Here is a 12,418-nt window from a genome sequence, read left to right as displayed (position 1 = left end):
ACGTCTTGGTCTAAAAAGCGGACGCGGGCATCCGGGGGCGTTAGCTGGTACTCGCCGGGCAGCGCTCGCCGTCCGGACATTCGCCGTCGCACTCGTGTTTGGTGACAAGGTCGAAGCGCACGCCCCGGTGCTGGTCCACACCGGAGCGGATGGCACGCTCCACCACCGAGTCGGCCAGCCGCTTGCGCAGGGCAAGCGGGTCGCGGCGCAGGTCCTTGACCAGGGCGAAGCACATGAGGGACATCACCAGCACGAATGGCAGCGCCGACACGATGGTGACCCGTTGCAGGCCGCTGAGGGCTTCGGCAGGTTGGTCGCCGCCGGCCAGCAGCATAACCGCGGCGACCGCACCGGTGAGGGCGCCCCAGAAAATGACCACGCCCCGGCGTGGTTCCTCCGTGCCATTGGAACTGAGCGAACCCATCACAATGGAGGCCGCGTCGGCGCCTGTGACGAAGAAGATGGCCACCAGAACCATGGCGAGAATCGAGACCGCGCCGGCGATGCCATTGGACAGCGGCAGGTGATGCAGCAGATCGAAGAGCGCGCTGTCGAAGGAAATGGTGGGCGTGCCGTCGACGATGGTGGCGAGTCCGTCTCCCGCGGCCGGAGTAGCGTCGGCCGCGGACTGGATATTGATAGCGGCGCCGCCGAAGACGCCGAACCAGATCACGCTGACGATGCTCGGCACCAGCAGCACACCCGTGACGAACTGTCGGATGGTGCGGCCGCGGCTGATCCGGGCAATGAACATGCCAACGAAGGGCGTCCAGGACACCCACCACGCCCAGTAGAAGATGGTCCAGCCGGACATCCACGTGCGCAGCGCGTCGTCACCCACGGCCTCCGTGCGGGAGGCCATCTCGGCCAGGTCCCGGGCATAGTCGCCGACGGCCGCCGGGATCAGGTTCAGGATGAAGAGCGTCGGCCCGGCCACGAAGACAATGATGGCAAGGACCACGGCCAGGACCATGTTGATGTTGGAGAGCCACTGGATGCCGCGGCTGATCCCGGAGACGGCCGAGGCGATGAAGCAGGCGGTAAGGACGGCAACGATGACGACAAGAACGGGCGTGGCCAGTTGGCCGCCGATCCAGCCGTTGGAAGCCATGCCACTGCCGATCTGCAGGGCCCCGAGTCCGAGGGATGCCGCGGTACCGAAGAGCGTGGCGAAAATGGCCAGCATGTTGATGACCTTGCCGAGCGGACCTTCCACCCTCCGGATTCCGAAGAGCGACGTGAAGGTTGCTGAGATGAGCTGTCTGCGGCCAAGCCTGTAGGTTCCGTAGGCCATGGCAGCGCCCACTACCGCGTACATGGCCCATGGGTGCAGGGTCCAGTGGAAGATGGAAGTCGCCATGGCCGATTGGACGGCCGCAGGCGTCTGGCCGTCGACCGTGCCCGGCGGCGGGGAGATGTAGTGGTAGAGCGGTTCTGCCACACCGTAGAACATCAGGCCGATGCCCATACCTGCGGCAAACATCATCGAGATCCAGGAGACCATGGAGTACTCGGGCTTTTCGCCGTCCCTGCCCAGCGGGATATTACCAAAGCGGCTCAGGGCCAGCCACAACACGTAGACCACGAACAGCGAAGCCACCGCGACGAAAAGCCAACCGGTATTTTCCATGACCCAGTCCAGCATTACCTGGGACGTGGCCGCGAAGTTCTCCTTGCCGGAAAACCCCCAGATGACAAATGCCAGGGTTAGCAGACCCGTCACCCCGAAGGTGACCTTGTCGAGGCCCTCCCTGCCGAACAGCCGGCGACGCGTCGCAGCCTGCTCGGTTTTGCTCTCTCGCAGGGCCTGGAGGATCTGCCGGTCCTCTTCGACCGGAGCGAGCTCCGGTTCCGTATCCGGGCCAACGGGAGGTACGTTGCTTTGGCCGACGGTGACGTCGCTGTTGATTGCCATGAACGGTTCCTTTGTATATCGGGGGAGAGGACTCAGGCGTGGCCGTCGACGGTCAGGCCAGGCGGGAGGTTCGGAGCCTCAGCGGATTCCTCGACCATGATGTCGCCGTCGACGACCGATACCTTATGTACCCGGACCGGCAGCTTGGCCGGGGGAGAGTCGACCTGCCCGGTGCGCAGGTCGAACTTGGAGGCATGCAGCGGGCACTCGACTTCGCAGCCCTCAACCCAGCCGTCGGCCAGCGAGGCGTCCTGGTGGGTGCAGGTGTCGTCAATGGCGAAAAGCTCGCCCTCCTCCGTATGGAAGACGGCGATGGGTGGGGCGGTATCGAGGCGCAGGGCGTCTCCCGGGGCGAGGTCCTTGAGCGGACAAGCTTTGTGCATCGGCTGCGACCTTTCGTCTGCCACGATCTGCCGTGAGCTGTAGTTCCGTTATGAACAACGTTGTTCACAATAGGCAACACCATGCGGTGTGGGGTGGGTCACTGTCAAGGGTTTTTTGTTGCGGCGAGGTAAACAATCTCCCTATTGCCAGTGATGCTGGAACCGGTCATAAAAAGTCTTGACAGGACTTCCGGGCGGCTTCATGCTGTTTCACATGGCGACACAAGTTGCCAATGGCGCGATATCAAGCCTCACCCCGCTCCCGCCAAAGGGAGCACCCTTTTCCATCTGTCTGAAAGGGCAATCTATGCAGACTCTCGCAGTGGTCGGAGCCTCCCTCTCAGGGCTCTCCGCCGCACGCGCGGCCCGTGCCCAGGGGTTCACCGGCAGGCTCATCATGATCGGCGACGAAGAGCACCGCCCCTACGACCGTCCCCCACTGTCCAAGGACTTCCTGGCCGGCAGGATCACCACCGATGACCTTGCCCTGGAGACCGCAGGGGAGGACCTGCAGGCAGAGTGGCTAGTAGGCAGCCGTGCGGTCCGCCTGGATGGTGATTCCCGCACCGTCACTCTGGCCAACGGCGAAAGCCTCTCCGCGGACGGGATTGTCCTGGCTACCGGCGCGTCCGCCCGCACTCTGCCGGAGTTGGCCGGCCTGGCCAACGTCTTCAGCCTGCGCACCCTGGCGGACGCCCAGCTGCTGGGCGAGGAACTGCAGCCGGGCCGCCGGCTGGTTGTCGTCGGAGCAGGCTTCATCGGAGCCGAGGTAGCCTCCACGGCGAAGTCCCTTGGCCTGGAAGTCACCGTCATCGAGGCGCAGCCCACTCCACTCAGCGGTCCGCTGGGCAAAGAGATGGGAGCCGTCGTCGGAGGGCTCCACGGCCTCAACGGCGTGGAACTGATCTGCGGTACGGGCATCGACCTCTTCTATAGCGGAGAAGGGACAGTCACCGGACTGCGGCTGACGGACGGCCGCTACGTCCCGGCAGACCTCGTGCTGGTCGGCATCGGTGCCATCCCGAACACCGGCTGGCTTGCGGGCTCCGGAGTGGAAACCGGCAACGGCATCGTCTGCGATGCCGCCGGCCGGACCAACGTGCCCGGAATCGTGGCCGTCGGCGATTGCGCGGCCTGGTTCGACTCGCGGCTGGGAGCCCATCGCCGGGTGGAGCATTGGACCACCGCCACGGAGCATCCCGAGGTCGCCGTGGCCGCCCTGCTGGACAGGCCAGCGGCCCGGCCAATCAAGGCTCCCTACTTCTGGTCCGACCAGTACGGAGTGAAGCTGCAGTTCGCGGGCAACGCCGCCGGAGCCGACCACGTGTCCATCGAAGCCGGCGATCCCCGGGAACATAACGTCCTGGCGCTCTACTACCGCGGCGAGGAGCCGGTGGCGGTTCTTGGCATGAACCAGCCGCGGCTCTTCACCAAGTGGCGCCGCACCCTCAGCACTTCAGTCGCGACCGATTCCGTCGCCGCCTGACCTCAGTCCGGCCCGTCCTTTCGCCACCGACCGTCACATCGTCTTCAACAGAGGAAGCAAGCATGACCACCGAAATCATTTCCGAGAGCCTGATCGCCACGCTGCCCGGGCACACGTATACTGATGCCGCCATTTTCCGGGCCGAGCAGGAGCGGATTTTCGAGCAGATGTGGTTCTGCGCGATCCGCTCGTCGGATCTGGATAAGGCAGGGGCGTGGAAGACGGTGCAGATCGGCCGGGAGTCCGTGCTGATCAGCCGGACGCGCAAGGGCGAGATCCGCGCCTTCTACAACATCTGCCGGCATCGCGGTGTGAAGCTGTGCATGGAGGAATCCGGCGAGGCCGCCCGCTCCTTCCAGTGCCCGTACCACGCCTGGACCTACGACTTCGAGGGCAAGCTCATCGCTGCGCCCAACCTCACCAAGATGCCCGACATCGACCGGAACGAGTACGGCCTGGCCAAGGTCCACATCCGCGAGTACCTGGGCTACGTCTGGGTCTGCCTGGCCGACGAACCGCCCTCCTTCGAAGAAGACGTCATGGGCGCCATCGAAGAGCGCCTCGGTGACGTCCACGCCGTCGACGGCTACGACGTCGCCAACCTGAAAGTCGGCCGGCGGATCAGGTACGACGTGAAGGCCAACTGGAAGCTCATCATCGAAAACTTCATGGAGTGCTACCACTGCGCGACCATCCACCCGGAGCTGACCGAGGTGCTGCCGGAGTTCGCCGACGGCCTGGCCGCACAGTACTTCGTCGGCCACGGCGCGGAATTCGGCGATGACGTCAAGGGCTTCACCATCGACGGCTCCGAGGGCCTGGATGTCATCCCCGGCGTCGGCGAGGACCAGGACCGCCGCTACTACGCGATCACCATCAAGCCCACGGTCTTCGTCAACCTGGTGCCCGACCACGTGATCATCCACCGCATGTTCCCGCTGTCGGCCGACCACACCATCGTCGAGTGCGACTGGCTCTACCTGCCCAGCGTGGTCGAGTCCGGCAAGGACGTCACCGCTTCGGTGGAACTGTTCCACCGCGTGAACATGCAGGACTTCGACGCCTGCGAACGCTGCCAGCCGGCCATGGCCTCCAAGATCTACTCAAAGGGCGGGGTACTCGTCCCCAGCGAACACCACATCAGCGCCTTCCACCAGTGGGTGCACGGCAAGGTCGGCGACGTCCAGCGCACCGGCGAAGACCTGCTGGGCATCACCCAGGACACCGCCCCCCTGGAAGAACGCGCCCAGACCATCGTGGGCTAGGACGTATCCGGCGACCGCCGACGATTCTCTCCGGTTGCCCGGCCTGCTTGATGACTTCAGGCAGGCCGGACAGCCGCCAGCCAACAGAATTCCCCGGGTATGAAAGGAACTGCCCCCAGCATGGTTCATAAGGTCAAGGCCGTTGTTGCCACAGAGAAGAACGCCCCGGTCAGCATCGAGACGATCCTCGTGCCCGACCCGGGTCCGGGAGAGGCCCTGGTCGACATCCTCACCTGCGGCGTCTGCCACACCGACCTGCACTACAAGCAGGGCGGCATCGGCGAGGACTTCCCCTACCTCCTCGGCCACGAAGCCACCGGCACCGTCGCCGCTATCGGCGAAGGCGTCACCGAAGTCGCCGTCGGTGACCGCGTCATCCTGAACTGGCGCGCCGTCTGCGGCCAGTGCCGCGCCTGCGCCAAGGGCCAGCCGCAGTACTGCTTCAACACCCACAACGCCACCCAAAAAATGACCCTCGAAGACGGCACCGAGCTCTCCCCCGCCCTGGGCATCGGAGCGTTCGCCGAGAAAACCCTCGTCGCCGCCGGCCAGTGCACCAAGGTCGACGCCGACGCCGACCCCGCCGCCGTCGGCCTGCTCGGCTGCGGCGTCATGGCCGGCATCGGCGCCGCGATCAACACCGGCGAGGTCAAACGCGGCGAATCCGTCGCCGTGATCGGCTGCGGCGCCGTCGGCATCGCCGCGATCGCCGGCGCGAAACTCGCCGGCGCGACCACGATCATCGCCGTCGACATCGACGACAACAAGATCGACATGGCCAAACACCTCGGCGCCACCCACGGCATCAACTCCAAACAGCAGGACCCCGTCGACGCCATCCGGGAACTCACCAACGGCTTCGGCGCCGACGTCGTGATCGAGGCCGTCGGCCGCCCGGAAACCTACAAACAGGCCTTCTACGCCCGCGACCTCGCCGGCCGCGTCGTCCTGGTCGGCGTGCCCACCCCGGAGATGACCCTCGAACTGCCCCTGCTCGACGTCTTCGGCCGCGGCGGGGCCCTGAAGTCCTCCTGGTACGGCGACTGCCTGCCCAGCCGGGACTTCCCGATGCTCGTCAACCACTACAAGCAAGGCAACCTCGACCTCGACGCCTTCGTCACCGAACGCATCACCCTCGACCAAATCGAAGAAGCCTTCAACAAAATGCACGAAGGCAAAGTCCTCCGCTCGGTGGTGGAACTGTAGCCTCCAGGAACCGTGGAGCTGACGACGACGGCGGCAACCGACCGCGCCGGGACCTGCGGGTTCCGGGCGGCGCGGCTGCCGCCGTCGTCGTTGGTGCGCTGGATTACTCCGGGGCGTAGCCCATCCGCGAGCTGATTTCCAGCCCGGCCTGCTTCAGGTCTTCAAGTAGGTCCGGCATTTCCTCCGGCTTGAACCTGAACGCGGGCCCGGAAACGCTGATGGCTCCGATGACCGCGCCGGCGTGGTCATGGACGGGGACGGCGACGGCGTTCAGCCCAATCTCGAATTCCTCGTACACTACGGCGTAGCCGGTGGAGACGACCTCCATCAGCTGCTTCTCCAGCTCGCGCCGGGAGGTGATGGTGTTGGCCGTCTGCGTCGGCAGGCCGGTTTCCTTGAAGATCTTCTCGCGCTGCTCCGAGCTGAGCCCGGCCAGCAGGATCTTGCCGCTGGAGGTCGCGTGCAGCGGAGTGAGGCTGCCGATCCAGTCATGCGTGGCCAGCGACGAGGGGCCCATGGCCTGGTCGACGTTGACTGCATAATTGGAGCGGAGGACGGCGAGGTTGACGGTCTCCTTGTACTGTTCCGCCAGGGCGTCCAGCAGGGGGCGGGCCTCCTGGACCAGACTGAGCCTGCCGGGGATCGAGTTGGCCAGCCGCAGGATGCCGAAGCCGAGGTGGTACTTGCCGCGCTCCGAGTTCTGCTGGACCATGCCGCCCTGCAGCAGCGACGCGAGCAGGCGCGAAGCCGTGGACTTGTGCACGCCCATCTCGTCGGCGATTTCGCTCACGCCTGCGCCGCCGCGCCGGCGCAGGATTTCCAGGACGGCGATCGCGCGGTCCACGGACTGCACGCCGCGGCTCAGCTGCCCAGCGGTATCCTCGTCGTCGTAAACCTCAAGATCTGCCATAAGCCCATAGTCTCAGAACCTTGGCGGAAGCGTGCATTCCTGCGTTCCCGGCCGCGGTCATAGGGCCGTCGGCGCGCCGTCGGCGGGATTCCGGGCAGCGTTGGCGGACCGCCAGGAGCCGAAGGACGAATAGTCGGCCGTGCCGGGTTCGCCCCACACGACGAGCACACGCAGCGGGCCGGTGCCGGTGTTCGCCAGGTCGTGGTCGGAGCCGACGGGGGCGAGCAGGGCGTCCCCGGCGGCCAGGTCATGGCTGGCGCCGTCAAGGTGCATCCGCGCGGTTCCATCCATGATGACGTAGAGCTCCTCAAGCGGCCGGTCTTCCCGGGCGTGGGCATGCATCCCTTCGGTTCCGCCCGGCGGAAGCTCCCAGACCTGGACGGCAACGGGCAGTTCGGACCTGCCGTGGAACAGCCATTGCATGCGCACGGGCGCGCTGCCGCCATGCAGGTCGTAGTCGAAGGCGTAGCTGCCGCGGCGCTCGAGCATGATGTGTCCTTCCGTCCGTTGTGGTGGACGGAGGCTATCCTCCGTCCGGTGCACTGGGAAAAGTACGACGGCGGATGGTCCCCTTGGGGAGGCCATCCGCCGTCGCGGTCTACTGCAGGTACCGATAGTGTCCGGAAGGGTCAGGAGGTGGGAGCCCCCGTGCGGACCTCCTCGCGGCCCTCGCCTTCGGCACCCTCGACGCCGCCGACGACGGTGGCCGGCACCTCTTCGTGCCGGGCGACCTCGCAGTCGCCGTGCTCTGCCAGGAACTTCTCGTCCGAGGTTCCGGCATGGATGCCCAGCGGCACGCCGGACTTGATCCGGGAGCGGAAGCGCGGGTAGCCCATGGCGAAGTACAGCGTGGCCGAGGTGAGCGAGCCGGCCAGCCATGAAAGGTCGACCCCGCCCATCGCCGTAGCGATGGGGCCCTGGAAGACCGGCAGTGCGCCGTACATGAACAGCCACGTCATGACGAGCCCGGCGAGGAAGGCAATGATGGCCGACGGGTTGACTGCCTTCAGGTGGGTGTCCCGCGGGGACATGAACAGGTAGCTGAAGTTCTTGTGCTTGCGCTCAAAGATGAAGTAGTGGACCGCCATGATGCCGCCCCAGGTCGAGACCCAGGCCGCGATCGCGATGACCCAGCTATCCAGGATGGTCGCGAAGTCCTCGGCGAAGAGGAACAGGATCACCGCGCACATCGAGAAGCAGCCGACGAGGAGCGAGATCTTCTTCCGGGAAATCCGGACGTCGAGGGCCTGGGTCGCAACGCCGAAGGTGTAGAGGTTAATGATGTTCGTGGCGATCGGGCCATGGATGACGAGCAGGATGACCGGAATGGCGAGGCCGCCGAAGCTCTTGACCACCAGTTCGCCCGGGTCGGCGCTGCCGTTCATCGTCGCGAGGCTCGCGCCGAGCAGGCCCAGCCACACGACCGGCAGGAACTGGCCGAGAACGGAGGTGAGGTACAGCTTGCGGGGGGCGATGCTCTTGGAGACGAAGCGTGAGTAATCGGGGGCGTAGGTGAACCAGCCGATGCCCCAGCCGATGCCGATGGCGGTCATGATGCCGGACATCACGGCGATGCGCTCGCCGCCGGCGAGGACCGCTCCCTCGGGGCCGACGTAGCTCCAGTCGATCGGCAGCTGCGTCCAGGCGATGATGGACATGGCGACGAGGACCAGGATCGTGGGCGGCATGGTGATGCGTTCGAACTTGGCGATCGCACTGTAGCCGCGGTAGCAAATGCCCACCTGGATGCCCATGATGACGGCTGCCACGGCGATCTTCCAGACGAGGTTCTGCTCGGCCGGGTCGACCCAGCCGATCATGCCGAACAAGGCCATGACGAGGTCGAGGATGACCCACGTGTTCACCGCGGACCAGCCGACCGCCACGATCGCCTGGATGGCTGCGGGGAGGTAGGCGCCGCGCCGGCCGAAGGCGCCGCGGGCGAGCAGCATGCCGGTCGCCCCGGTCTTCTGCCCGAGCAGGACGAAGAAGCCGAAGCCGACCATTCCGATAATGTTGCCGACGATGAGTACCGTCATGGTGTCCACGAGGCCGAGGCCCAGGTTGATGCCCAGGGCGCCGAGGATCCAGTTGATCGGGGCGACGTTGGCACCGGCCCAGATCCAGAACTGGCCGGACAGCTTGGTGGTGCGGGCCGATTCGGGAACGGGCTGGAGGACGTCTTCGACGTCGTGGGTAGCGCTCTCTGAGCTGGTTGCTGATCTAGTGCTCATTGCATCTCTCTCTTCAGGAGGCTGTGGGAGCTAAAAGCCTTCAAACAGCATAGGTGTGATCTATGCCATACCATATAGACGGAATGTGCACGTTTCGCGGTTCCGGCTTGACGGTATGTCAAATGAACCCCTAGGCGAGCCCCATTACGAACGAAAGATCGGTGTGATTCCATGGTGATCCGCTTGACCGAGGTGCTGGAGAGCGAATTGGTCAAACAGGCCAGTCCCCGCATCCGGGCCTGCAAGGAGTTGGTGGAGACCGCCCAGGTGCGCTGGGTGCATTCAAGCGAGGTCCTCCAGATCGCGCCGCTGTTGAGGGGCGAGGAACTGCTGCTGACCGGAGGCAGCGCGCTGCTCGCGTTGAAACCCGCGGCGCAGCACGACTACATCCGCAGCCTCGCAGAGCGCCATGTCAGCGCGCTGGCGATCGAAACGGCAAGCGTGGGCAGGCCATTGTCGGCAGACCTGGTGCAGGCAGCGGAAGAGGCCGGTCTGCCCCTGATCGAGTTCCAGAAGGTGGTCCCGTTCGTAGACGTCGCCGAAGAAGTGAACCGCCGAATCGTCTCCCAGCAGGTCATGGCCCTTCAGGCAGCCGATTCGGTATCCCAGCGCATTGCGGAACGGCTCGCATCGTCGGGGCCGGCCCTGCAGCCCCTGCTTGAGCTGATCACGGAATCCCTCCAGATTGGAGTCCAGCTCGTAGATGCCAACGGCGAGGTGCTCGAAGCTGCCGGCGATTTACCGGGCGATTCGACACCCGATTACACCGAGGTCGACGTCCTCGTCGGCGGCATCGTGGCGGCCAAGCTCAGGATGCACAGCCGTGCGGGCGTGGACAAGGACTATCTGAAGACCGTGGGGGAGAGGCTCACCAACATCCTCGCCCTGGCCATGTCCCAGCGTCACCGTCCCACCTTGGCGCAGATTGCCGATACCGCCCTGATGCGCGCCATCGTCGCCGGAGCTGGTGCGGCCCAGATCCGGGAGTTGTGCCGGACGGTCGGACTGGACCTTGGCCGGCCCGTGTTCATGCTGGTGTTCCACAGCTTCGGGATGGCCCAACTGCAGGGAGTCACCGAGCAGGCGCTGCGGCGATGCTGTCCCGGCGTGCGAACCCATATGGACGGTGAAAACCTGTACGCGCTCGTCCCGCTCCGGCCAAACGGGACCATGACCAAGCGCTCCGAATTGCTGGAGGACCTGAGGGCTGCCCTTGCTGATACGCCAGTGGCCGGCGTGATGGGACCGACAGTTACCTCGCCGGTGAAGGCGTCCTGGTCCCTCACCGAGGCAAAACTGGCTTTGTCCCTCGGGCCGGCCACCGAGTTCAGGGGCAATATCCAGGACAGCGAGAATCTGGTCGTCGAACGCCTTGGGGCCCGCGAATTGTCGGGAGCTACCATCGAGAGGCTGACCCAGGAAGTGCTGGGCGAGCTGATGGCCTACGACCGGCGGAAGGGGAGCAGCCTGCTGGAGACCCTCGACCAGTGGCTGACTTTCGGGTGTAATTCCACCGAAGCTGCCAAGGCGCTGTTTCTTGAGCGGCAGACCATGCACAACCGGCTGACCAGGGCGTTCGACCTGCTGGGAGGAGATCCGCGGGGTAGCGGCAAAATGGCGGGACTGCACCTGGCTGTGCGGCTGGCACGGACTTCGCTGGCGCCGGAGATCATGGAATGATCGGCTGCAGCCGCGGGTACAAGGCGTGGACGTGCGATGAAAGGACAAGCAGATGATGGATCCGGGTTTTGAAGCTGCAGTCGAGGCTGCGCAGAAGAGCCTGCGCGAAGGCGGGATACCAATCGGCGCGGCCCTGGTCCGGGACGGCAAGGTGGTCGCCACGGGGCACAACGAACGCGTACAGCACTCGGATCCGATAGCGCACGGCGAGATGGCGGCACTGCGTGCTGCCGGCCGCCAGAAAACCTACCGGGACACCACCCTGTATACGACGCTTGCGCCCTGCGCGATGTGTACCGGGACCATCATTCAGTTCAAGATTCCACGCGTGGTGGTCGGGGAGGCGGAGACGTTTGCAGGAGAGTTCGATCTGCTGCGTTCCCGGGGCGTCGAGATCACGGTCCTGGATGACGCGCGCTGCAAGGAAATGATGGTGGCCTTCCAGCACGAGCATCCGGAGCTGTGGGCGGAGGACATCGCCGAATAGCCCACCCGCGGATGGGCGCCCTTGGCTCCGCTATTTCGGCGGCAGGCCGCCCATCCGGACGGTGATCTGCGCCGCCGCGGCGCAGCAGGCTTCGGCCAGCAGCTGCAGGTGCTCGGCCGTGGTGCGGTAGCGGGGAGCGGCGAGCATGACGGCGGCCACGATGCTGCCGCGGTGATCGTGCACCGGCGCGGCGACGCCCACCTCATCCATGCTGGTTTCGCCGTAGTTGGAGGCGTAGCCCGCGGTCGCCACGGTCTTCAGCCGCTCGATGAATTCGTCGGCCCTGGCAGGCGTCGGCGACGGATATTCAATGACGCCGCTCGTGAGCAGTGCGCGGGCGCGCTCCGGATCCTCCGCGGCGAGGAAAACCTGGACGCTTGCACTCAGGGCGGTGTTGTAGCGGGTGCCGAGGGGCGAGGTGTGCTTGACCTGCTGCGGGCTGGGGATCTGTTCCACGCAGACGGAACTGGAGCCCGTCCACGTCAGCAGTGCGCTGGTTTCCTGGGTCCGCTCGGTGAGTTCCCGCAGCACGGGATAGGCCACGCGGCGCTCGTCCAGTTCGGCCAGCAGGGGTCCGGCGACGCCGATCAGGCCCAAACCCAGTTTGAACCGCCGGGAGGTCTCGTCCCGTTCCACCAGGTCCTCCTGCTCCAGGGTGGAGAGGATCCGCGAGACCGTGCTTTTGTGCAGGCCCACCCGCGAGGCGATTTCGGTCACGCCCAGCAGCGGCTCGTCCACGCTGAAGCAGCGCAGTACGGCTATGGCGTTGACCAGGACGGAGGCCCCGCGGGAGTCGGCGTTGGCCGTTTCGGAGCCGTTTGCGGCTGCGGTGTCTGGATGGCTGTTCATGAT

11 protein-coding genes are annotated in these 12,418 nt (G+C 65.6%); 5 read left to right on the top strand and 6 right to left on the bottom strand.

The window, feature by feature from the left end; translation table 11 throughout:
• Window positions 1-40: 40 nt before the first annotated feature.
• Together OC550_RS12605 and OC550_RS12600 are read right to left on the bottom strand one after the other, a co-directional pair.
• The gene (locus tag OC550_RS12605) at window positions 41-1,915 is read right to left on the bottom strand and encodes a BCCT family transporter (RefSeq protein ID WP_262106107.1); all 1,875 of its coding nucleotides are present in this window, start codon (window positions 1,913-1,915) and stop codon (window positions 41-43) included.
• 32 nt (window positions 1,916-1,947) lie between these two features.
• A complete protein-coding gene (locus tag OC550_RS12600) occupies window positions 1,948-2,298 on the bottom strand; it encodes a bifunctional 3-phenylpropionate/cinnamic acid dioxygenase ferredoxin subunit (RefSeq protein WP_262106106.1) in 351 nt (116 codons plus the stop codon).
• A 307-nt stretch (window positions 2,299-2,605) separates the two neighbouring features.
• Here OC550_RS12600 and OC550_RS12595 point away from each other — a divergent pair, with 307 nt between their 5' ends.
• From OC550_RS12595 to OC550_RS12585, 3 genes are all read left to right on the top strand, one after another.
• Window positions 2,606-3,784 (top strand): NAD(P)/FAD-dependent oxidoreductase, encoded by a 1,179-nt coding sequence (locus tag OC550_RS12595; RefSeq protein ID WP_262106105.1) that lies wholly within the window; start codon window positions 2,606-2,608, stop codon window positions 3,782-3,784.
• Window positions 3,785-3,846: 62 nt separating this feature from the next.
• Window positions 3,847-5,049: an aromatic ring-hydroxylating dioxygenase subunit alpha gene (locus tag OC550_RS12590; RefSeq protein WP_262106104.1), complete on the top strand. Its 1,203-nt coding sequence runs from the start codon at window positions 3,847-3,849 to the stop codon at window positions 5,047-5,049.
• A 120-nt stretch (window positions 5,050-5,169) separates the two neighbouring features.
• A complete protein-coding gene (locus OC550_RS12585) occupies window positions 5,170-6,255 on the top strand; it encodes an S-(hydroxymethyl)mycothiol dehydrogenase (protein WP_262106103.1) in 1,086 nt (361 codons plus the stop codon).
• A 103-nt stretch (window positions 6,256-6,358) separates the two neighbouring features.
• On the opposite strand, the gene OC550_RS12580 is transcribed toward OC550_RS12585, so the two are convergent.
• The 3 genes from OC550_RS12580 to OC550_RS12570 form a co-directional block, all read right to left on the bottom strand.
• Window positions 6,359-7,165: an IclR family transcriptional regulator gene (locus OC550_RS12580; protein ID WP_262106102.1), complete on the bottom strand. Its 807-nt coding sequence runs from the start codon at window positions 7,163-7,165 to the stop codon at window positions 6,359-6,361.
• Window positions 7,166-7,222: 57 nt separating this feature from the next.
• Window positions 7,223-7,654 (bottom strand): cupin domain-containing protein, encoded by a 432-nt coding sequence (locus tag OC550_RS12575; RefSeq protein ID WP_262106101.1) that lies wholly within the window; start codon window positions 7,652-7,654, stop codon window positions 7,223-7,225.
• A 140-nt stretch (window positions 7,655-7,794) separates the two neighbouring features.
• On the bottom strand, window positions 7,795-9,399 hold the full coding sequence (locus tag OC550_RS12570; RefSeq protein WP_262106100.1) for a cytosine permease: 1,605 nt from the start codon (window positions 9,397-9,399) through the stop codon (window positions 7,795-7,797).
• 171 nt (window positions 9,400-9,570) lie between these two features.
• Here OC550_RS12570 and OC550_RS12565 point away from each other — a divergent pair, with 171 nt between their 5' ends.
• Entirely contained in the window at window positions 9,571-11,079 is a 1,509-nt protein-coding gene (locus OC550_RS12565; protein WP_262106099.1) for a PucR family transcriptional regulator ligand-binding domain-containing protein, read from the top strand.
• A 52-nt stretch (window positions 11,080-11,131) separates the two neighbouring features.
• Entirely contained in the window at window positions 11,132-11,566 is a 435-nt protein-coding gene (locus OC550_RS12560) for a nucleoside deaminase (protein WP_262106098.1), read from the top strand.
• Between the two features lie 30 nt (window positions 11,567-11,596).
• On the opposite strand, the gene OC550_RS12555 is transcribed toward OC550_RS12560, so the two are convergent.
• Window positions 11,597-12,415 carry an IclR family transcriptional regulator gene (locus OC550_RS12555; protein WP_262106097.1) on the bottom strand — a complete coding sequence of 273 codons (819 nt, stop codon included), beginning with the start codon at window positions 12,413-12,415 and terminating at the stop codon, window positions 11,597-11,599.
• Between the last annotated feature and the right edge of the window lie 3 nt (window positions 12,416-12,418).

This window comes from Arthrobacter sp. Marseille-P9274 (assembly GCF_946892675.1).
Lineage (GTDB): Bacteria > Actinomycetota > Actinomycetes > Actinomycetales > Micrococcaceae > Crystallibacter.
Note: the sequence above shows the minus strand (reverse complement) of the source record. Positions and strands in the feature narration are given on the sequence as shown.